We start from the raw sequence: 20,638 nt of genomic DNA on the forward strand, positions 1-20,638 counted from the left end.
CGGTGATCTGCCGGGCGGCGTCCGACCAACCCGGTTCGCGCGCCGTTCGCGAGCCAGTGTGCGTAGCGAGTTGTTGATATGAAAGACGCCCTCGTTGCTACCCTGATCGAAGAATATTCGACCGTGGAGGCATTCGCCTCGATCCTCACGCTCGAAACCAAAGCGCTGACGGCGGTCTCGCCGCTGGAGCAGTTGCCGGCGATCGTCGAGAAGAAAACCGAGCTGATCGGCGTGCTCGCGAGGCTCGAAGCCGCGCGCGACTCGCATCTGGCCGAACTCGGCTTTCCGACCGGCTGGTCCGGCATGGAGCTCGCGGCCAGCACCGACGCGCGCGTCGCGACGCAATGGAAGCTGCTGCAGAAAGCCGCGGATCGCGCGCGGCGCGTCAACACCAACAACGGCGAGCTGATCCGCGTGCGGATGGACTACAACGAGCGCGCGCTAAAGGCGCTTCAAGTCAACGTGCCGCGCAAGACGAATCTGTACGGGCCGGATGGACGAGTTCCGGCTTATTCGGGACTTTGATCGGCCCGCCTGCCCGGCCTGCAATCGAGCAATATACGAAATGAATGAAAAAGCCCGTCATCGACGGGCTTTTTCATTTTCCGCCGCCGCTTTTCCACCCACTTCCCCGTCCGTTCCGCGCTGCGTTAGCCGTTCGGCTAGCTGGCGCTAGTCCACCTCGTCACGTTGAAATGGTGACTTCGTTCGAGCTTTCGCCAACGCCGCGGCTTCGACGCGGCCGCAATTCGACGGGCCGAATCTTGCTTGCTCGTTAGTTTGTGTAGGCGTGTGTATAATGGAGGGTATGATGTATGAACAGTGCCGAGGTCGTCAAATTGATTCAAGCGAATGGCTGGCAGCTCGTCCGCATAGCGGGCAGTCACCATCATTTCAGGCACGCGGGAAAACGGGGGCTCGTGACCGTCCCGCATCCGAAAAAAGATTTGCCGGCCGGCACCCTGAACAGCATTCTGAAACAGGCGGGGCTCAAATGAAGCATCTGATCTTTCCGATCGCCATCGAACCCGGAGACAACACGCACGCGTTCGGCGTCGTGGTGCCCGATATTCCAGGCTGCTACTCCGCGGGCGACACGCTCGAACAAGCCTATGTGAACGCGAAAGAGGCAATCGAATCGCATCTCGAAACCTTGCTCGACGAAGGGCTGCCGCTGCCCGAGCCTCTCACGCTAGGCGAGCATCGGCGCAATCCCGAGTTCGCGGGGTTCACATGGGGATTCGTGACGACGCGCAATATTCCGGCGTTGAAGAAGGCGGTTCGCATCAACATCTCGCTGCCCGAGGTGCTGGTGCAGGAGATCGACGCGTATGCGCAGGCGCGCGGTATGTCGCGCTCGGCGTTTCTCGCGCTCGCCGCCGAGCATGAGATGGCGAACGCCTGAGCAACGGCAGGCGGCACAGGCGCGCATCGGCATCGGCGCACCGCCGCATCTGCAGGCAGCGTTTGAAATACGGCGTGCGGCGCCGCGGTGGCGTCAGTTCGCTTCGGCGTTCGCCCAGGCCATTTCGCGCAGTCGGGCGCGCAGGCGTGCCACGGCCTGGCTATGCAACTGGCACACGCGCGATTCGCTGACTTCCATCACCGCGCCGATCTCGCGCAGATTCATGCCGCGCTCGTAGTACAGCGACATCAGCAGTTTCTCGCGCTCCGGCAAGCGGTCGATCGCTTCGATGAGCGCCGAGCGCAGGCTGTCGTCGAGCAGCGCCGAGAGCGGATCGGAATGATCGACGCAGTAGCGGTCCAGAAAAGGTTCGTCGTCGGCGGAGCGGTCGAAGTCTTCGTAGTAGATCAGCTGGCTGCCATGCAGGTCCTGCAGCATCGACTGATATTCGTCGAGCGGCATTTGCAGGTGCTCGGCGACCTCCGCCTCGCTCGCCGAGCGGCCGAGGTTCTGCTCCACCTTGTGCACCGCGGATTCCACTTCGCGCGACGTGCGGCGCAGGCTGCGCGGCAGCCAGTCGTTGCTGCGCAGCTCGTCGAGCATCGCGCCGCGAATCCGCTGGCTGGCATAGGTCTCGAACTGCGCGCCCTGGTCTTCCTTGTAGCGGCCGGCGGCATCCAGCAAACCGATCATGCCGGCCTGGATCAGGTCGTCGAGATCGACGCTCGCCGGCATTTTCGCGACAAGCTGCAAGCCGAGTCGACGCACGAGCGGTGCGTACTTCGTCAAAACTTCGGCCTGAGAAATCTTTCCCTGAGCGTTGTACATCGTGCTCCCCTTGTCCTTCGTGCACGCCTTTCAAGCGTGATGCGCGGACGGTTGGTCGGCGTGGTGCGCCGCTGTAACTGTCGCGGGCGCCCGCCAGGGCGTTTGCGACGACATCGCTGGCCGCATCGGCCAGTACTGCAATTCGGCGGCGAGATGGCGGAAGTCGCGCGCGGCCGGTGTCGACGGAAACGCGTCGACCACGCAGCGCGACAGCTCGAGTGCCCGGGCGATGCGCACGTCGGCCGCAATGCAGCCGGCGTTTTCCAACGCGACGGTCAGGTAACGGCCGGCCACGCCGGCGAGATTCGCGAACGCGGCTTGCGCGTCGTTGGCGCTTTGCACGTGATTCGCGAGCACGCGCAACTGCGCGATCGCGTGCGCGTAATGCAAACGCTTGATGCACGCATAGGCCTCGGTGATCGCCTCGCCCGACATGCGCGCGACGATCATCACGTCATGCGCCTGCTTGGCGAGCGGCGACAGATGCCCTTCGTCGTCGAGCTGCGCGTCGATCAGCACGATATCGGCCGAGCCGCCGAGCAGCACACCGAGTTCGGCCTCCGTATGCCCCTCGCGGTTGTTGCGCGAGGCGGACAGCACCGAAAAACCGAGCGCGTGACGCGCGGCGGCAAAATCGACCGGGCTCTCGCCGCGCATCACCGCCGCGAAGTTGCCCGCGCCGCGCAAGCCGCCAAGCATCGCGCTCACCGATTTCTCACCGACGCATTCGTCGATCACCAGCACGTCCTTGCCCTGCTGTGCGAGCGCCGCGGCGAGGTTGACCGCCACGGTCGTATTACCGATGCCCGACGACGCACCCGCCAACGCGATCACGCGCGCGCCGCCGCGCCCGAGCAGCCGCCGCAACCCTTCGGCTTGATCCGAAACGAACTTATCCAAAGCGAACCTCGTGCAGCTCGGCCGTCGAACGTGCGGACAGCGAGGACAGCAAAGCGGGGATGTCGTCGTCGTGCGGCACGAACGGCGAGCTGTCGCGCGGAATGCAGAAGGTGCTCTTGATCAGGAATTTCTTCGTCGCGACGTAAAGGTTCTCCGGCACCTTCTGTCCGGTCGATACGTAATGCACCGGCAGCTTGTAGCGGATCACCGCATCGAGCACGCCGCCGAGGTTGGTCGCTTCGTCGAGCTTGGTCAGAATGCAGCCGGCGAGCGGCTGCTGGTCCGGCGCGCGCTGATACGCCTGCACGACTTCGTTCAACGTGTCGCCGTGGCTCGTCGCGTTGAGCAGCAACAGACGCTGCACCGGCTGGCCGGCGCGGCTTAGCATCGCGATCTGGTCGGACACGAGCCGGTCGCGCTGGCTCATACCGATCGTGTCGATCAGCACGATGTGCTTGTTGCGCAACTCCGAGAGCGCGAGCTGCAGATCGGCGCTGTCCTTCACCGCATGCACCGAAACGCCGAGAATCTTGCCGAAGATGCGCAGCTGTTCATGACCGCCGATGCGGTAGCTGTCGGTCGTCAGCAGCGCCACCTTGCTCGCGCCGAAGCGCATCACGCAGCGCGCTGCGAGCTTCGCGGTGGTCGTCGTCTTGCCGACGCCGGTCGGCCCCATCAGCGCGAATACGCCGCCGCGCTCCATCAGCGCGTCTTCGTCCTCCATCACCGGCAGGTTCGACTCGAGCACCGAGCGCACCCAGTCCATGCCGCCATCCATCGTGTCGACATCTTCGGGCAGCTTGTCGACCAGCATCTTCACGAGCTGCGCGGAAAAGCCGGCGGCGAACAGGTGCTTGGTGAGCGCGGCGCGTGCGGGACTGCGGCGCTGTCGATCGCCCCACAGCAGACCCGCGAAGTGCTCTTCCATCATGTCTCGCATCGACGACAGCTCGTTCATCACGGTGTCCTTGACGACCTGCTCCATGCGCCCCTTGATCGCTTCGGCGACGGCGGACGGCGTGCGGCTTTCGTCAGTAGCGGACGGCACGGGCGCGATCTTCTGAGCGGCGCGGCGCGCAGCGACTTCGGCGGCTTCGCGCGCCCAGTCGGGCGTGTCGATCACCGGCGGCACGGCGGCCGGCCGCGCGTCGACCGCGCTGCCGAGGCCTTTGGCGGTCGCGACGGCGGGCGTCATCGCGGCGGGACGCGCGCTGTATTGGCCGCTCTGTTGCTGCTGCTCGGCCGCGATGCGGCGCGCATGATCGATGAGCCACGGATTCGACTCGACCATCGTGCGCGGCGCGGCGGCTTCGCTCGATGGGATTGCCGGCGGTACCGGCACGCCGGCAGCTTTCAGCAAATCCGCGCGGATGTCTTTCGACAGGCGCGCGGCCGCGGCGCGGGCGCTCGCGCCGGAAGGCGTGGCGGCAGCGGCGGGCGTGGCCGGTGCGTTGAACGATGTGGCCGCGCTGGACGCCGACTGGCTTGCGGCGGGTGCGGGGCCTGTCGCGATGGCCGCGGACGCGCCGGTCGCGCCCAGCATCGCCGGGCCGATTGGCGAATTGCCGGGCCACGCGGCGGCGGACGCTGCTTGATTCGCGGACATGCTGAGCGCCTGGCTGACGGCCGAATTGAGCGCCGTCCTGTTCACCGAGCCGGCCATGAAATCCGCAGCCGCATTCGCCGGCTCGATCGCCGGCGTCGCTTCACCACCCGCTTCCGGGCTCGCGCCGAACACCGACGAAAACACGTCCGGCATTGCGCTCGCGTATGGATTCGTCGGCGCCGCGAACAAGCCGCGCGGGGCCCGCGTCGATGCCGCACCTGAGCCCGTGCCGAGCGCCGCGGCCTGCGCGCCTTCGCGCGCTTTCGGCGTGATCGCGGCGAGATCGCTATCGGCGAGCGCGACGATTTCGACGCTGCCGTCGTCCATCGTGCGATTCGACAGCACGACCGCATCGGGGCCAAGTGCTTCGCGAACGAGACGCAACGCATCGCGACTGGTAGCACCGACAAATTTACGAATGTTCAAGCTGGACCCCCGATGAGGTATACGGACTGACGGACCGGCAATACACCGCTTCCCATTGCGATCAATTATTGCGAAAGGCGTCGGGCGACGATCGATGGATAAAGACCGTTAAAGGTGGGTAATTCGCGCGATGGACACACGGCGGACGCATCGTTCGACGAGCCCGGGAGAGCCGTGCAAACGCAAACCGGCACCCCACTGGAGCGCCGGTTCGTTATATCGACAGCCGCGAGCGAGCGACCTTCGTCAGCCGTGCGCGCCGATCAGATTGACCACCTTGACGTTGCGCGTATCGGGCACTTCCGCATACGAGAGCACCTTCAGCTGCGGCAGGCTGCGGCGCAGGAAGCGCGCGAGCATCGGCCGCAGTGCGTGCTGCACCAGCAGCACCGGCGCGAGGCCAAGGTTCTGCTGACGCGTCATCGCTTTCTGCGTTTCGGTGAGCAGCGTGTTCGCGAGGCCCGGTTCGAGGCCCGGGTTCGGTCCGGTCGATAGCGCCTGCGACAGCACCCGTTCGAGGTTCGCGTCGAGGCCCATCACCTGCATGTCGGCGGTCCCGGGGAACCACTGCTGCGTGATCGCGCGGCCCAGCGCGAGCCGCACCGCGGCGGTGAGGTCGTGCGGGTCGGTGAGCTTGGTCGCGTGTTCGGCGAGCGCTTCGAGGATCGTGCGCATGTCGCGAATCGGCACGCCTTCTTCGAGCAGGTTCTGCAGCACCTTTTGCAGCGTGGTGAGCGGCAGCATCTTCGGCACCAGATCGTCGACGAGCGACGCCGTGTCCTTCTGCATCCGCTCGACCAGCGACTGCACCTCGCGGCGGCCGAGCAGCTCCGACGCGTGCGTGACGACGAGGTGATTCAGGTGCGTCGCGACCACCGTGCTCGAATCGACGACCGTGTAGCCGTATACCTGCGCCTGTTCGCGCAGATTCGTGTCGATCCAGATGGCGGGCAGGCCGAACGCCGGGTCCTGGGTCGGTGTGCCCGGCAGCGCGGCCGATACCTGGCCCGGGTTGATCGCGAGCCACTGGCCCGGATACGCCTCGCCCGAGCCGACCTCGACGCCCTTCAACGCGATCCGATAGCCGTTCGGCCGCAATTCGAGGTTGTCGCGGATATGAATGACCGGCGGCAAGAAGCCGATTTCCTGCGCGAACTTCTTGCGGATGCTCTTGATCCGCTTGAGCAGTTCGCCGTCCGAGTTCTTGTCGACGAGCGGAATCAGCCGGTAGCCGACTTCGAGGCCGAGCGTGTCGATCATCGTCACGTCGTCCCAGCTCGCCTCGGCGTTTTCGACCGGCGCCAGCGCGGCCGGCGCGACGTCGACGAGCGCCGGTGCGTTCTTGCGCTCCTCGGTGCGCTTCTTCATCGTGCGGCCGAGCTGGATCAGGCCGCCGCCGAGAATCAGGAACGCGAAGTGCGGCATGCCCGGGATCAGGCCCATCAGCACGAGAATGCAGCCGGTGATCATCAGCACGCGCGGGTTCGTGAACAGCTGGCCGGTCAGCTGCGTGCCGATGTCCTCGTTGGTCGCGACGCGCGACACGATCACGCCGGCCGCCGTCGAAATCACCAGCGACGGAATCTGCGCGACGAGGCCGTCGCCGATCGTCAGCAGCGTGTAGTTCTTGCCCGCCGCGGCAAAACTCATGTCGTGCTGGACCATCCCGACGATCAGCCCGCCGATGATGTTGATCACCATGATCAGGAGGCCGGCGACCGCATCGCCTCGCACGAACTTGCTCGCACCGTCCATCGAGCCGTAGAACTCGGCTTCCTGAGAGATCTCCTTGCGCCGCGTGCGAGCCTGCTCTTCGTTGATGAGGCCGGCGTTCAGATCGGCGTCGATCGCCATCTGCTTGCCGGGCATCGCGTCGAGCGTGAAGCGCGCGGACACTTCGGCGATCCGCCCCGCGCCCTTCGTGATCACCATGAAGTTGATCACCATCAGGATCACGAACACGACGATACCAACCGCGAAGTTGCCGCCCACGAGGAAGTGGCCGAACGACTCGATCACCTGACCGGCCGCATCGGGACCGGTATGGCCTTCGAGCAGCACGACCCGCGTCGAGGCGACGTTCAGCGACAGCCGCAGCAGCGTCGAGAACAGCAGCACGCTCGGGAACGCGGCGAAGTCGAGCGGCTTCATCGTGTACATGCTGACGAGCAGCACCATCACCGACAGCGCGATGTTGAACGTGAACAGCAGATCCAGCAGGAACGGCGGCAACGGCAGAATCATCATGCCGAGGATCATGCAGATCAGCACCGGCCCGGCGAGGGCGCGCAGGTTGGTGCTGCTCAGCGCATCCGGCCGTCGGGCGAGGAAACCGGCGCGAGCGTTCATGCGGAGGCTCCGTTGTTGTCGTCGCTAGTGGCGTCGTTGGCGTTGTCGTCGGCCGGGTTCAGCGTGTTGGCGGCTTCCTCGGCGGCGTCCTCGTCCGATACGCCGCCCTTGTCGAGTTCGGGCGGCACGTCGAGTTCGGTCGGCGCGACCGGCACGTCGCCGCCTTCGGCCTTGAAGCGGCGCAGCTGATAGACCCACGCGAGCACTTCCGCGACCGCGCCATAGAGCGGCCCCGGAATCTCGCGATTCAGATCGACGTTGTGATAGAGCGCACGCGCGAGCGGCGGCGCTTCGAGCAGCGGCACGTTGTTTTCGGTGGCGATCTCGCGAATCCGCGCGGCCACGAGGTTCACGCCCTTCGCGACCACCTTCGGCGCGCGCATCTCGCCGTCCGTGTATTGCAGCGCGACCGCGAAGTGGGTCGGGTTGGTCACGACCACGTCGGCCTTCGGCACTTGCGCCATCATGCGGCGCCGCGCGATCGCGCGCTGCTGCTGGCGAATCTTGCCCTTGATGTGCGGATCGCCTTCGCTCTCGCGATGCTCACGCTTCACTTCTTCCTTCGTCATGCGCAGCTTCTTGTGGAACGACCACAGCTGGTACGGCACGTCGAGCGCGGCCACCGCGAACATGCCGGCCACCGTCATGCCGCAGCACACCGCGATCAGATGCACGGAGTTGGCGAGCGCGAGATTGAGCGGCTGCGTCGCGAGCGCGAGGAATTGCTCGTGGCGATTCCAGATCGCCGTGCCGCCGATCAACCCCACCACCAGCGTCTTCGCGAGCGACATGCCGAGCTGGATCGGTCCGTTGATCGAAAATATGCGGCCGAGGCCCTCGATCGGGTTCAGCCGGTTGAACTTCGGCTCGAGCCCTTTCGCGGACAGTTGCCAGCCGCCCAGCGCCATCGGAGCGAGCAGCGCGGCAAGTCCGGTGACGCCGAGTATCGGCACGAGCGCGTAGAGTCCTTCGCGACCCGCCGAGCCCGCGCCGATCAGCATGCGGCTGGTGTCGAACGCGCTCGCGTGGTTGAAGGTGAGCGACGCACGCAGCATGTTCTGCAAATGCTCGCCGATGCTGCCCGACATGCCCCATACGCCGTAGAACCCGGCCGCGAGCAGCGCGAAGGTCGACAGCTCCCGCGAACGCACGATCTGCCCCTCCTCGCGCGCCTTCTGCAGGCGCCGAGGGGTCGCGGATTCGGTTTTTTCGAGGTCGCTGTCCTCTGCCACAAAGCTCTCCAGTCGGCCGAGGCACGGCGCCTCTTTCCAGTGAGAGCGATTATTCCTGCTCGACGCAAGCGCCGATCGGCGGATAAGGGCGGAGAAACGGGGGTATTTCGACGGATGAGCGGACGGCTCGCGCGTTTGTCACGCAAGCCGTCCGGCATTGGATCGACGTGCGGCTTCAGTAGCCGACGAAGGGGGAGGGACCGCCGCTCGCGGTCTGATCGAGGTGGTAGTACACGTAGCGGCCGAAGAAGAACGGCAGACCGAGGTCGAAGCTGGCGTTGCCGCCGATCTGGCCGGCGAGAGTGTTGAACGCGTAGTTGCCGCCGTTGGCGAACAGCGTCTGCGCGTTCACGATGCCGATGCTCGCGACCGCCGACACGTTGTTCTTCCCGACCAGCGTGACCGTGCGGGTCTGCGCCGACGACGGGCAATAGAAGCCCGCGAACTGGCTGCCGCACAGCGTGAGCGTGCTATCGCCGAAGAAATAGGCGTTCGAGCCGGAATCGAGGAACGCCTGGACGGTCGTGCCGTTGAAGGTGCTGTTGTTGAGGTCGCCGTATGCGTCGGTCGTGAACACCTGCGCAGCGGCAAGCGGGTTGTTCCCCTGCGTGCCGATGCCGAACACCAGCGTGCCGGTCGCCGACGCCTGCCCGGTGTTCGACACCGGTGCCATCTGTACGATCACGCCGTTGTTGTCGAGCGGGAAGTTCGCGACCGGATTGGCGATCTGTTGCGGAATCGGCACCGCGGTGCGCGTGCACGACGTGCCGTTCGGACAGGCGAAGTAGTTGCTGTAGGTCGCCGCGGTCGTCGTGTTCGCGCAGGTTGCGCCGCAATCGGTCGGCGCGGTGCCGATGCCGAGGATGCCGTTCGCGCCCAGATCGGCGGCCGTGTTTTCGGCCGGGCCGCTGCCGCAGCCGCTTGGTACCGTGCTCGCGGCCTTGTCGCCGATGATCTGCAGCGGGATGCTGCCGGTCGTCGTTTCGCCGCCGAGCGTCACGATCGCGGTACGCACCGAGCCCCACGTGTAACCGTCCGCGAACGTCGCGCACTCGGCGAGCTGCGCGGCGTTGCTGCCGATCGTGCTGACCGGCAGCGCGCCGAGCAGCGTCGAATTGAGCACTGAACTGACCACGCGCAGGCCAAACGAGCCGGTGTCGACCTGGATGTTGTTGATCGTCTGGCAGTTGCTGGTCGAGCCCGGCGCGCAGATCGTCACGCTGACGGTCGGGATGTTGATGACACCCGAAACGCCCCGGCCGACCGTGATCGGCACCGTGTTCGACGCATTCGCGGAGATCGGCTGCTGGGTCGGGCTGGCCGGCAGCGAACCGCCGTTCAGTCCGTTCGAGGAGCTGCCGCCATTGTTGGAACTGGAGTTGTTGTCGCTACCGCCGCCTCCGCCGCAGGCGACGAGCGTCGCCGTGAGCAGCACGGCAAGCGCGGCCTGCATCCAGCTTTTGAGGTTCGCGGTCGTGAGCATGTTTCGCATCGTGGTCCTCGCCGTTACTGGATGTCGGAACCGCTGACGCCGGCCGGCAGCGCGGAGGGCAGCCACGCGACGCCGCTGAACGCGCCCATGTGGCCGCCCGAACGCACCACCAGCCCGCTCTCGTCGACGGCGACCGGCCCCCGCGCATTGCCGCGCGCGGCCCGCGCGGCCTTCACGCCGGCCACGTACTGCGGGAAATAACTGCCGAGCAGATCACTGAGATCGGGCATTTGCGGACCATGCCACGAAATGCCGAATACCGCGCCACTCGTGCTCAGGTATTCGCGCACCACGGTGCCGTTGCCGAACGTGGTCTCGCGTACCGTGTAGGAAGCGGGTATGGAAGATGTGGAAGACGCCGCGCTCGATTCAGAACGCATGACGCTTTGCGATGTGCCGCTGGCGGGCTGCACCACGCGGGAGGACACCGACGCGTCGGACGGGGGGGTAAGCGGCGCGCTGCCCAGCGCCGCATGGGCGGATTGCGCGGCCGTCAGGGCCAGTAACGAACATGGCAATACGAGCGCCGTGACTCCGGCGCGACCAATACGACTCCACATGAGAAGCTCCTCCCGAGCCGCGGCACGCTTCGCCGACTGCGCGAAGCGGCCGCTTATAGGCAGATGATACGGCACCGCCGCGGCCACAACGCTGAGGGATGGCCTCACCGGGCGACTGCCCGGCGTTGCGCGGGCCGGGTGCCGTACCGCTTTGACCTCGTAGTATGCCTGCGGATTCTTTCAGCCGGCGCAAGGCGCGCCCACGCGCGCGACTTACCGACTATTACTAGCAGGATAACGTACGGAAGATGGGTAGCCGGTACTCATTGAACGCGTGATTGGCGCAAATCGCGGAGAAACCACCAGCCCGGCGCGCTTGCCGGGCCGAGTCACTTGCTCAGAAACCGAGGCTCGCGAGCAGATCGTCGACCTGCGATTGATCCTGCACCACATCCGTCTTGCCTTCCGGATTGATCTGCGGACCGTTGAGCAGATGCTCCGGGCTGCCCGTCGACGACACCTCCGCCTTGAGAGCCGCGGCGTTCGCCGCGAACTGCTCGCGCCGCTCGAGCGCGATGTTCTCGACCAGCACGCCGAGCAGCTGCTGCTCGATCAGATAGACGACGTCGGTGATCTTCTTGATCACCTGGCCGGTCAGATCCTGGAAGTCCTGCGCGAGCATGATCTCCATCAGCTGCGAGTTGGTCGCGCTGGTCGCCTCGGGCACGCCGCGCAGGAAGGTGCGCGTGTCGTTCATCAGCGCGCGCACTTCCTCGCGCTCGATCGGCGCCGCGTACCACTGCTCCCAGCGCGCGTCGAGCGTGCCCGCGTCTTTCTGCAGCTGCTCCTGGATCGGCTTCGCGATGTCGATCGCCGACAGCACGCGCTCGGCGGCCTGCTCGGTCATGTTGGCGATGTACTTCAGACGATCGCGCGCATCGGGCACGGCTTCGGCCGCGCGCTCGACGTGCTTGTCGAGCCCGAGTTCGCGCATCGAATCGCGCAGCGTGCGCGTCAGTTGTCCGATGCGGGCAAGGATGCGGTCCGACGCGAAGTCGCCGCTGTCGTTGCCCGCTTCGGCGCCAGGCGTTTGGGTCGGCGGCGTCACGTCAGCTCCCGGCTTTCGCCATTTTCTCGAGGATCTTGTTGAGCTTCTCGTCGAGCGTCGCGGCCGTGAACGGCTTGACGACGTAACCGCTCGCGCCGGCCTGCGCCGCCGCGATGATGTTTTCCTTCTTCGACTCGGCCGTCACCATCAACACCGGCAGATGCGCGAGGCTCGCGTCGGCGCGGATTTCCTTCAGCATCGCGAGACCGTCGAGGTTCGGCATGTTCCAGTCGGAGATCACGAACTCGTAGCTGCCGCTGCGCAGACGCGCGAGACCGGCCGCGCCGTCTTCCGCCTCGTCGACGTTCGAGTAGCCCAGTTCCTTCAGCAGGTTGCGGACGATCCGGCGCATCGTCGGAAAATCGTCAACCACCAGAATCTTCATTCCCTTGTCCATTTCTTTCCCTTTGCTTGATCCATGTTGCGGCGCTCGGCCGCGTCATTCCATCCGGCACGCATCATACCCGCTGAACGCGGTCACCCATCGACGACAAACGCGCCATCACGCGCCGGCTCATGTCCGGCAGCGCGGCGATTTCGTCGGCCGCGCCGAGCGCGATCGCCTCGCGCGGCATGCCGAACACGATGCAACTCGCCTCGTCCTGCGCCAGCGTGTAGGCACCGGCCTTTTTCATCTCCAGCAGCCCGACCGCGCCGTCGCGCCCCATGCCGGTCAGGATCACGCCAACGGCGTTCTTGCCCGCATGCTGCGCGGCCGAACGGAACAGTACATCGACCGACGGACGATGCCGGTTCACCGGCGGGTCGTCGGACAGATGCGCAATATAGTTCGCACCGCTCCTCGCGAGCAACAGATGCGCATGGCCCGGCGCGATATACGCGTGCCCCGGCAGCACACGCTCGCCGTGCTCTGCTTCTTTAACGGTAATCCGGCACAAACCATTGAGGCGTTGCGCGAAAGATTTCGTAAAGCCCGGCGGCATGTGCTGCGCGATCAGCACCGCGGGCGCGTCGGGCGGCAGCGGCACCAGCACTTCGCGGATCGCTTCGGTGCCGCCCGTCGAGGCGCCGACGATAACCAGCTTCTCGGTACTCAGCAGCGGGTTGTTGAAGAGCGGCGCGGCGCCGGCCGGCGCCTGCGCGGCCTGGGTGGCCGCATGCTGCGCCGGCGCCGCCTGGCGTACGCGCGCGCGGGCTGCCGCGCGAACCTTGTCGGCGAGCTTTTCCGCGTAGTCGAGCATGCCGTCGCGAATGCCGACCTTCGGCTTGGTCACGAAATCGACCGCGCCGAGTTCGAGCGCGCGCAGCGTGATTTCGTTGCCGCGCTCGGTCAGCGACGACACCATCACGACCGGCATCGGCCGCAGACGCATCAGCTTCTCGAGAAAGTCGAGGCCGTCCATGCGCGGCATTTCGACGTCGAGCGTCAACACGTCCGGGTTGTGCTGCTTGATGAGCTCGCGCGCGACGAGCGGATCGGGTGCCGTCGCGACCACCGTCATGTCCGGCTGGCTATTGATGATTTCGGTCATCAGGCTGCGGATCAGCGCCGAATCGTCGACGCACAATACCTTGATCTTTTGCACAGCGCTCACGCCTCCTCTGTGGTTCTGGCGTTGTTGGAATGAGTCGGGCGCGGGCTCGCGCCGAACAGTTCGATTCTCGGCCGCGCGGCGGCGGCGGCCGGCTTCGCGAACAGCTCGACCCGCTTGCGCGCGGCGGCGAGCCGCTCCGCGCGTGCTTCGGCGCTTTGCAGCACGAGCGCCTGCTCGCGCTCGGCGACGCCCGCTTCCTGTTGCAAGCGCAATTTCTTCACCATCACCTGACCGGTGCGCGGCATGAACGCGACCTTGCGCGGGTGCGAGCCCTGCAGGTCCTCGGCGACGATGCGGATCTTTTCGGTGGCCAGGTAGCGGCGCACGAACTCGGAGTTGCGATCGCCGATGTTCATCGTCGTCATGCCCGCGAGCACCGCGCCGCCGCCGAACACCTTGGCCTCGAAGCGCTCGCGCCGCCCGCCCGCCTTGATCAGTTCGTTGATCAGCACTTCCATCGCGTACGCGCCGTAGCGCATCGAGTCCGACGCGGCCTGCGCGACGTCGGCGCCGTCGTCGGGCAGCATGAAGTGATTCATGCCGCCGATGCCCGCGGTGCGGTCCTGGATGCAGGCCGCGACGCACGAGCCGAGCACGGTCACGAGCACCATGTCTTCGCTCGTCGTATAGAACTCGTTGGGCAACAGCTTCACGCCGGGGCGCTGGAAGTGGTTGTCGTAGTACAGGTTCGAAGCGATCGGCAGCGTGCTGCTCATGCGGCCACCCCGCTCGATTGATGCGCGTCATGCGCGTCAGGCGCGTTGGCGCGCGACGGCGCGCGAATGCCGCCCACGTCGCGGGTCAGTTCGTAGACGGTCTGGCCGCGCAGCCGGAACGCTTGCGTCACGTACGTGAAGTTTTCCGAATGGCCGGCGAACAACAGGCCGCCCGGTTTCATCAGCGGCTCGAAGCGCGTCAGCACCTGCGCCTGCGTCGGCTTGTCGAAATAGATCATCACGTTGCGGCAGAAGATCGCGTCGAACTGCGTGCGCAACTGGTAATCGCGATTGGTCAGGTTCAGTTGCTCGAAGCGCACGAGCGCGCGCACTTCGGGACGCACCTTGACCATCCCCGCATGCGCGCCCGTGCCCTTCAGGAAGAAGCGCTTCAACCGCTCGGGCGACAGGTGCTTGACCTGGTCGAACTGGTAGACGCCGGCCTCGGCCTTCGCGAGCACCTGGGTGTCGATGTCGGTCGCGAGCACCGACGCCTGGCGCGCGCCGCTGTCGCCGAGCGCTTCGATCAGCGTCATTGCGATCGAGTACGGCTCCTCGCCCGTCGATGCCGCCGAGCACCACACGGACACCGGTTGCGCACGGCGCGGCACGAACTCGGCGAGGATCGGAAAGTGATGGGCTTCGCGGAAAAACGCAGTGAGGTTGGTGGTCAGGGCATTGGTGAACGCTTCCCACTCGGCCGGATCGTTTTCCGCTTCGAGCAGATCGAGATACTGCCGGAACGTATCGATGCCGCGCGCCCGCAAGCGGCGCGCGAGGCGGCTATACGCCATGTCGCGCTTGTGGTCCGACAGCGAGATGCCCGCCCCGCGATGAATCAGCTCGCGGATGCGGGCGAAATCCGCCGCCGTAAATTCGAAATCGCGGCCCGTCTCGACGGACCTGGCCGGCTCTGTGCCGTCAGGTGCTGCCCGCGCGGGGCGTTGTGTTGCGCGCGTTGCCATCATGAAAATTCCTGTCTGCGATATGAGCCATCACGCTCGCCGCCCAGCCGGACTGCCTGGGAGGTAGGAATTGTCGTCGCGGGGTCGCGCCCTCCCGCGAGTACCAGCGACATATGGCCGGCTCGCGACACGCGTACTGCGCGTGCTTCGATGCTTCGCCCATCCGCGGGCGCGATGCCGGTTGACCACATGTCACTCTGCCGTTGCCTAAAACGTTTCCCAGTCCGCGTCCGAACTCGCCTTCGCCGTGCCCGGCGGAGCGGCGCGCGTGGGCGTGTCGGTCGTGACGCGAGCCGCGGCTGCGGCCGGCCGGGGCTTCAATACCGGTTCGACGCGTGCGGTTGCGTCGTGCTGCGTCGGGGTCGCCGCGCTCGCCGCGATTGCCTTCGATTCCTTGCTCGCGCCCACCGGGTTCACCGGGTTCACCGGAGTCGCCGCGCTCGCCGCTTGCGGTGCAGCCTTGGCGAGCCGCGCGGGCGTCTGCGCACGCGTCGGCGGGGCGCTCCGACGCGCCGGCGTGCCGGTTACCTTCCAGCCGCCCAGCACCGCCTGCAACTGCCGCGTCTGATCTTCGAGCGACGCCGCCGCGGCCGCCGCCTGTTCGACCAGCGCCGCGTTCTGCTGCGTGACCGAATCCATCTGCACGACCGCGCGGTTGACCTGCTCGATGCCGCCCGACTGCTCTTCCGACGCCGCGCTGATCTCGCCCATGATGTCGGTCACTCGACGCACCGCCTGCACGATTTCTTCCATCGTCGTGCCCGCGCGGCCGACCAGCTCGGAGCCGCTCCTGACCTTGTCGGCCGAATCGCCGATCAGCTCCTTGATCTCCTTCGCGGCGCTCGCGCTGCGCTGCGCGAGGCTGCGCACTTCGCCCGCGACGACCGCGAAGCCGCGGCCCTGTTCGCCGGCGCGTGCGGCTTCGACCGCCGCGTTCAGCGCGAGGATGTTGGTCTGGAACGCGATGCCCTCGATCACGCCGATGATGTCCACGACCTTGTTCGAACTGGTCGCGATTTGCTGCATCGTCGTGACGACCTGGCTCACCACGTCGCCGCCGCGCGTCGCGATGTCCGACGCGTTGACGGCGAGCTGGCTCGCCTGGCGCGCGTTCTCGGTGTTCTGCCGCACGGTGCCGGTCAGCTGATCCATGCTCGATGCGGTTTCCTGCAGCGACGCCGCTTGCTGCTCGGTGCGCTGCGACAGATCGGTGTTGCCCATCGCGATTTCGCGCGCGCCGGTGTCGATCGATTCGGTGCCGCTGCGGACTGCGCGCACCATCGTCGCGAGGCTTTCCTGCATCCGCTTGATGCCCGCGAACAGACGGCCGATTTCATTGTTGCTGAACACCTCGACGGGGGTGGACAGGTCGCCCCCAGCGATCCGCTCGAAGCACGCGGTCGCGTCGTTCAGCGGCTGCACGATGAGACCGCGCAGCGCGAAACGGATGCCGACCACCACCAGCAGCGCGAGCACCGTGGTCACGCCGATCAGCATGATCATCAGCGACGCGCTCGACTGCGCGCTCGTTTCCTGATCGGCCACGCTCTGCCGCAACGCCTGGATCACCGCGGCGGCGGCCGCGTCGTAGGCGATGAACATCGGGCTGATCTTCGTGTCCGCGACGGCGTGATACGCGTCGAGATTGTTCGCGTTCAACGCGGCGAATTCGACGTCGACGCCGTCGTGCATCACCGTCGTATGCTTCGCGAGCACGTCGTCGAGCAAGGCCTGCTCGACGCGGTGCTTCGGCGCGTCGAGATACGCCTGCCAGCTCTGCTTGCTCTTGCCGAGCAGCTCCTGCGCGCGATCGAGCGCCTTCTTCGCCTCGTCCGCGTTACCGGCGGCCGTCAGCGTGTTGAAGCGATCGATCGCGATGCGCGAACGCAACAGATACGCCGACGCATCGTCGAGCGCATGAATCGCGACCAGTTCGCCGCGTGCGATGCGATCGAGCGAGCCGCTCGCGCGATTCAGCGCGGTCAGCCCGAGCGCGCCGACTACCACGGTCAGCGTCGCCAGAAGAATCCCCACCATCGTCAGCGACGTGCGGATCGACCACCTGCTCAGCATTTTGATGCTCCTTGTGCCGGGTTCCGTTACTGCCTGCGCTCAGACGCCGAGCGTTTCGGTCAGCGACATCTCGGAGCTGGTCATCAGCTTCTCGATGTCCATCAGGATCAGCATGCGGCCGTCGACCGTGCCGAGACCGGTCAGGTATTCGGTCGTCAGCGTCGCGCCGAATTCCGGCGCCGGCATGATTTGATCGACCGCGAGCGTCAGGACGTCCGACACGCCGTCCACGACCATGCCGACCACGCGATGCGCGACGTTCAGGATGATCACGACGGTCTGATGGTCGTACTCGACGCGGCCGAGATGGAACTTGATCCGCATGTCGACGATCGGCACGATGATGCCGCGCAGGTTGATCACGCCCTTGATGAACTCGGGCGCGTTGGCGATGCGCGTCACGTTGTCGTAGCCGCGGATTTCCTGCACCTTCAGGATGTCGATGCCGTACTCTTCCGCGCCGAGCGTGAAGACGAGGAATTCCTGACCGCCGGCGTCCGCCTGCGCGTCGCGGCGACCCTTCGCCCCGCCCGCGACGCTCGAATTGATGGATTGGACTTCTGCCACGTTAGCCCCCAAACGGTTGGGATGAATTGAGTTGAAGTTGTGTTGCGAATGTCTGTCAGTGCCGCGTTTGCTGCGTGCGTTACGCGAGGCTCATCGCCTGCGCATGCCCATGCGCATGACGCGATTCGCGGTTCAGCGCCGCGACGTCCACGATCAGCGCGACGCTGCCGTCGCCCAGAATGGTCGCCGCGGAAATGCCGTGCACCTTGCGGTAGTTCGTTTCCAGATTCTTCACGACCACCTGCTGCTGGCCGACGAGTTCATCGATCAGCATCGCGAAGCGCCGTCCCTCGGTCTGCATGATCGTGACGATGCCCTGGGTCGGCTCCTGCTTCGCATCCGACACGTTGAACACCTCGTGCAGCGCGACGAGCGGCAGGTATTCGCCGCGCACGCGCACCACGCGCTCGCCGTTGGCGACCGTGTAAATGTCTTCGGCTCGCGGTTGCAGCGACTCCATCACGAAGTTCAGCGGCAGGATGAAGATCTCGTTGCCGACCTTCACCGACATGCCGTCGAGGATCGCGAGCGTGAGCGGCAGCACGATCCGCGTGGTACTGCCCTTGCCCGCGTGCGACGTGATCTCGACGTGACCGCCCATCGACTGGATGTTGCGCTTCACCACGTCCATGCCGACGCCGCGGCCGGACACGTCGGTGACCTGCTCGGCGGTCGAGAAGCCCGGCAGGAAGATCAGGTTCCAGACTTCCTCGTCGCTCATCGTGTCGCTGACCTGCATGCCCTGCTTGGCCGCCTTCGCGAGAATCTTGTCGCGGCGCAGGCCCGCGCCGTCGTCGCTGACCTCGATGACGATGTTGCCGCCGTGGTGCGCCGCCGACAGCACCAGCTGACCGGTCGAGTCCTTGCCCGCCGCGCGCCGCGCCTCGACGGTTTCGATGCCGTGGTCGAGACTGTTGCGCACGAGGTGCGTCAACGGGTCGATGATCCGTTCGATGAGGCTCTTGTCGAGTTCGGTCGCCTGACCGAAGGTGACGAGTTCGACCTCCTTGCCGAGTTTCGCCGCGAGATCGCGCACCAGACGCGGGAAGCGGCTGAACACGTAATCCATCGGCATCATGCGGATCGACATCACCGCTTCCTGCAGATCGCGCGCGTTGCGCTCGAGTTGCGCCATGCCGTTGAAGAGCCGGTCGTGCAGCGCCGGATCGAACGTGCTGGTGGTCTCCGCGAGCATCGCCTGCGTGATCACCAGCTCGCCGACCAGATTGATCAGCTGATCGACCTTCTCGACGCCGACGCGAATCGAGCTGCCTTCGCCGCCGGCCGCCGCGGCGGCCGGACGGGCCGCCTTGCGGTCCGGATCGGCGGACGCGGCCGAAGCCGGTTTGGCCGCCGCCTGAGCCGCCGCGGGTGCCGCGGGCGGCGGCTCGATGCTGTCCGCCTGAGCGGGTGCGCCTGCGGGCGCAGCGGCGAGGGCCGCCGGGGTCGACGATGCTGCGGGCTCCGTGTGAAGGACCGGCTGCGCCTGCGCTTGCGCCGCGGGAGCGGCGGGCGCGACCTGCGCGGATTGCGCCGGTGTCGGAGCGGCAGCGTCGGGCGTTCCAGGTTCGCCCTGCTGCGCGTCGTCCGCCGGCGCGGTGCCGCGGCCGATCGTGATCTGACTTTCGTCGATCACGAAGCAGCACACGGCGATGATGTCGTCGGAAGATACGTCGCTCGAGAGCCACAGCGTCAGATCGCTGCCGCTCTTGACCTGCCCGACGATGTTGCCCAGGTTGCCCAGCTCTTCGGCGAGCAGTTCCTGGTCTTTCTCTCCCACGCCCCGTAGCGTAATTTTCAGATGTGGGCCGGCGCTGTCGGCCGTGCCCGCGGCTTGTCCGGTCTGTGCCGGTTCGCCGTCGATCCATTCGCCCGCCGCCTGCACCGCCTGTTCGACGACGTGCTCGGGCGGGGTGCCGCCTTGCTGCTGTACCGCGGTTGCTTGTGTTGTTGTTTGGGTTGCCGTCGCCTGCGCTGCTGCGGGCGCGGGGGCGCTCACGGCCGGCGCGGTTTCGGCGCTCGCCGCCGCTGCCGGCGCGCCGCCCATGCGGCTTTCCGCGTGCAGGTGCTCCAGCTTCGCGCAGATCGCGCGCGCCACCGCCCCATCGGGCTCGACGCTCGCGCGATAGTCGGCGAGCTGGCCGGACAGCACGTCCTTGGTTTCGAGGAACGTGTCGATCATGTCCTTGCGCAGCACCAGCTCGTTGTTGCGCGCGCGATCGAGCAGCGACTCGAGAATGTGCGTGGTCTCGGTGAGCGCGGTGAAACCGAACGTCGCCGCGCCGCCCTTGATCGAATGCGCGGCGCGAAAGATCGCCGCGAGGTCTTCGGGGTCCGGGTGGGCCACGTCGAGATTGAGCAGCAATTGCTCCATCTGCGCGAGCAGTTCGTCCGCTTCGTCGAAGAACGTCTGATAGAACTGTGTGATGTCGAGTGTCATGCCTGGTTCACCGCGAGAGTGCCTGTCTGGCGTGAGTCGCCGTAGAGGCGCGTCGAGAGCTATCTGTACTGTGTCTAAAGGTGCTGATGACGCGGATCAAGCCGGGTCCGGTTCGGCCAGCGCCGCCACCAGCTCGGTCAGCAGGTCCGGGTCGAGCGGCTTTTCGATCCAGCCGGTCGCGCCCGCCGCGCGCGCCGCCTCTTTGAAGGGTTCGCCCGATTCCGTCGTGAGGACGAGGATGGGCGTCGCCTGATAGGCCGGATTTCCGCGCAGCGCGGTGATCAGATCGAGACCGGTCTTGCCGGGCATGTGCTGGTCGGTCAACACGAGATCGAACGCCATCGCGAGCGCGTTTTCGAGCCCTTCGTTGCCGTCCGCCGCGAGCGTGACTTCATAGCCGGCGCCCGTCAGCGTCGCGGCGAGGATCTGCCGCATCGATGCCGAATCGTCGATTGCCAGGATGTGCCTGATCATG

General features: G+C 66.2%; 19 protein-coding genes. 3 read left to right on the forward strand and 16 right to left on the reverse strand.

Going from position 1 to position 20,638, the window contains the following annotated elements; all coding sequences use genetic code 11:
- The first annotated feature begins 78 nt into the window (after positions 1–78).
- The 3 genes from HDG32_RS18825 (at position 79) to HDG32_RS18835 (ending at position 1,405) form a co-directional block, all read left to right on the forward strand.
- Positions 79–525 carry a flagella synthesis protein FlgN gene (locus HDG32_RS18825; RefSeq protein ID WP_018418771.1) on the forward strand — a complete coding sequence of 149 codons (447 nt, stop codon included), beginning with the start codon at positions 79–81 and terminating at the stop codon, positions 523–525.
- 290 nt (positions 526–815) lie between these two features.
- Positions 816–998 carry a type II toxin-antitoxin system HicA family toxin gene (locus tag HDG32_RS18830; protein ID WP_013090886.1) on the forward strand — a complete coding sequence of 61 codons (183 nt, stop codon included), beginning with the start codon at positions 816–818 and terminating at the stop codon, positions 996–998.
- Positions 995–1,405, forward strand: a complete 411-nt coding sequence (locus tag HDG32_RS18835; protein WP_090802498.1) for a type II toxin-antitoxin system HicB family antitoxin — start codon at positions 995–997, stop codon at positions 1,403–1,405. Before HDG32_RS18830 ends, HDG32_RS18835 begins: the two co-directional genes overlap by 4 nt.
- A 93-nt stretch (positions 1,406–1,498) precedes the next feature.
- Here HDG32_RS18835 and HDG32_RS18840 read toward each other — a convergent pair whose 3' ends face one another.
- The 16 genes from HDG32_RS18840 to HDG32_RS18915 all read right to left on the reverse strand — a co-directional run bounded on the left by HDG32_RS18840 (position 1,499) and on the right by HDG32_RS18915 (position 20,637).
- The gene (locus tag HDG32_RS18840) at positions 1,499–2,233 is read right to left on the reverse strand and encodes an RNA polymerase sigma factor FliA (RefSeq protein WP_090802497.1); all 735 of its coding nucleotides are present in this window, start codon (positions 2,231–2,233) and stop codon (positions 1,499–1,501) included.
- Between the two features lie 30 nt (positions 2,234–2,263).
- Positions 2,264–3,133 (reverse strand): AAA family ATPase, encoded by an 870-nt coding sequence (locus tag HDG32_RS18845; protein WP_184069763.1) that lies wholly within the window; start codon positions 3,131–3,133, stop codon positions 2,264–2,266.
- Positions 3,126–5,165, reverse strand: coding sequence for a flagellar biosynthesis protein FlhF (gene flhF / locus HDG32_RS18850; RefSeq protein WP_184069765.1), 2,040 nt, complete (start codon positions 5,163–5,165; stop codon positions 3,126–3,128). The genes HDG32_RS18845 and flhF overlap by 8 nt, the downstream gene beginning before the upstream one ends.
- A gap of 246 nt (positions 5,166–5,411) precedes the next feature.
- A complete protein-coding gene (gene flhA / locus HDG32_RS18855) occupies positions 5,412–7,514 on the reverse strand; it encodes a flagellar biosynthesis protein FlhA (protein WP_184065964.1) in 2,103 nt (700 codons plus the stop codon).
- Complete coding sequence (gene flhB, locus HDG32_RS18860; protein ID WP_184069767.1) at positions 7,511–8,746, reverse strand: flagellar biosynthesis protein FlhB; 1,236 nt, start codon at positions 8,744–8,746, stop codon at positions 7,511–7,513. The genes flhA and flhB overlap by 4 nt, the downstream gene beginning before the upstream one ends.
- A gap of 175 nt (positions 8,747–8,921) precedes the next feature.
- Entirely contained in the window at positions 8,922–10,238 is a 1,317-nt protein-coding gene (locus tag HDG32_RS18865; protein ID WP_184069769.1) for a DUF3443 domain-containing protein, read from the reverse strand.
- Between the two features lie 14 nt (positions 10,239–10,252).
- Positions 10,253–10,798 (reverse strand): DUF2844 domain-containing protein, encoded by a 546-nt coding sequence (locus HDG32_RS18870; RefSeq protein WP_184069771.1) that lies wholly within the window; start codon positions 10,796–10,798, stop codon positions 10,253–10,255.
- A 337-nt stretch (positions 10,799–11,135) separates the two neighbouring features.
- Positions 11,136–11,846 carry a protein phosphatase CheZ gene (gene cheZ, locus HDG32_RS18875; protein ID WP_184069773.1) on the reverse strand — a complete coding sequence of 237 codons (711 nt, stop codon included), beginning with the start codon at positions 11,844–11,846 and terminating at the stop codon, positions 11,136–11,138.
- 1 nt (position 11,847) lies between these two features.
- Positions 11,848–12,243: a chemotaxis response regulator CheY gene (cheY, locus tag HDG32_RS18880; RefSeq protein ID WP_018418782.1), complete on the reverse strand. Its 396-nt coding sequence runs from the start codon at positions 12,241–12,243 to the stop codon at positions 11,848–11,850.
- 61 nt (positions 12,244–12,304) lie between these two features.
- Entirely contained in the window at positions 12,305–13,393 is a 1,089-nt protein-coding gene (locus HDG32_RS18885) for a chemotaxis response regulator protein-glutamate methylesterase (protein WP_184069944.1), read from the reverse strand.
- 5 nt (positions 13,394–13,398) lie between these two features.
- Positions 13,399–14,118: a chemoreceptor glutamine deamidase CheD gene (gene cheD, locus HDG32_RS18890; RefSeq protein WP_184069775.1), complete on the reverse strand. Its 720-nt coding sequence runs from the start codon at positions 14,116–14,118 to the stop codon at positions 13,399–13,401.
- Positions 14,115–15,086, reverse strand: coding sequence for a CheR family methyltransferase (locus tag HDG32_RS18895; RefSeq protein WP_184069777.1), 972 nt, complete (start codon positions 15,084–15,086; stop codon positions 14,115–14,117). Before HDG32_RS18895 ends, cheD begins: the two co-directional genes overlap by 4 nt.
- 204 nt (positions 15,087–15,290) lie before the next feature.
- The gene (locus tag HDG32_RS18900) at positions 15,291–17,156 is read right to left on the reverse strand and encodes a methyl-accepting chemotaxis protein (protein ID WP_184069779.1); all 1,866 of its coding nucleotides are present in this window, start codon (positions 17,154–17,156) and stop codon (positions 15,291–15,293) included.
- A gap of 39 nt (positions 17,157–17,195) precedes the next feature.
- Positions 17,196–17,723 carry a chemotaxis protein CheW gene (locus tag HDG32_RS18905; protein ID WP_184069781.1) on the reverse strand — a complete coding sequence of 176 codons (528 nt, stop codon included), beginning with the start codon at positions 17,721–17,723 and terminating at the stop codon, positions 17,196–17,198.
- A 79-nt stretch (positions 17,724–17,802) separates the two neighbouring features.
- The gene (cheA, locus tag HDG32_RS18910; protein WP_184069783.1) at positions 17,803–20,163 is read right to left on the reverse strand and encodes a chemotaxis protein CheA; all 2,361 of its coding nucleotides are present in this window, start codon (positions 20,161–20,163) and stop codon (positions 17,803–17,805) included.
- A gap of 96 nt (positions 20,164–20,259) precedes the next feature.
- Positions 20,260–20,637: a response regulator gene (locus HDG32_RS18915; RefSeq protein ID WP_184035000.1), complete on the reverse strand. Its 378-nt coding sequence runs from the start codon at positions 20,635–20,637 to the stop codon at positions 20,260–20,262.
- Between the last annotated feature and the right edge of the window lies 1 nt (position 20,638).

Origin of the sequence: Paraburkholderia sp. CI2, from assembly GCF_014201055.1 — a bacterium.
Taxonomy (GTDB): Bacteria; Pseudomonadota; Gammaproteobacteria; order Burkholderiales; family Burkholderiaceae; genus Paraburkholderia; species Paraburkholderia tuberum.

Bases quoted from the DNA above. Each gene is read 5' to 3' on its own strand.
- HDG32_RS18915 (WP_184035000.1), bottom strand. From the start codon at position 20,637: ATGATCAGGCACATCCTGGCAATCGACGATTCGGCATCGATGCGGCAG.
- HDG32_RS18835 (WP_090802498.1), top strand. From the start codon at position 995: ATGAAGCATCTGATCTTTCCGATCGCCATCGAACCCGGAGACAACACG.
- HDG32_RS18900 (WP_184069779.1), bottom strand. From the start codon at position 17,156: ATGCTGAGCAGGTGGTCGATCCGCACGTCGCTGACGATGGTGGGGATT.
- HDG32_RS18865 (WP_184069769.1), bottom strand. From the start codon at position 10,238: ATGCGAAACATGCTCACGACCGCGAACCTCAAAAGCTGGATGCAGGCC.
- HDG32_RS18840 (WP_090802497.1), bottom strand. From the start codon at position 2,233: ATGTACAACGCTCAGGGAAAGATTTCTCAGGCCGAAGTTTTGACGAAG.
- HDG32_RS18825 (WP_018418771.1), top strand. From the start codon at position 79: ATGAAAGACGCCCTCGTTGCTACCCTGATCGAAGAATATTCGACCGTG.
- cheY (WP_018418782.1), bottom strand. From the start codon at position 12,243: ATGGACAAGGGAATGAAGATTCTGGTGGTTGACGATTTTCCGACGATG.
- HDG32_RS18870 (WP_184069771.1), bottom strand. From the start codon at position 10,798: ATGTGGAGTCGTATTGGTCGCGCCGGAGTCACGGCGCTCGTATTGCCA.
- HDG32_RS18895 (WP_184069777.1), bottom strand. From the start codon at position 15,086: ATGATGGCAACGCGCGCAACACAACGCCCCGCGCGGGCAGCACCTGAC.
- cheA (WP_184069783.1), bottom strand. From the start codon at position 20,163: ATGACACTCGACATCACACAGTTCTATCAGACGTTCTTCGACGAAGCG.
- cheD (WP_184069775.1), bottom strand. From the start codon at position 14,118: ATGAGCAGCACGCTGCCGATCGCTTCGAACCTGTACTACGACAACCAC.
- flhA (WP_184065964.1), bottom strand. From the start codon at position 7,514: ATGAACGCTCGCGCCGGTTTCCTCGCCCGACGGCCGGATGCGCTGAGC.
- HDG32_RS18830 (WP_013090886.1), top strand. From the start codon at position 816: ATGAACAGTGCCGAGGTCGTCAAATTGATTCAAGCGAATGGCTGGCAG.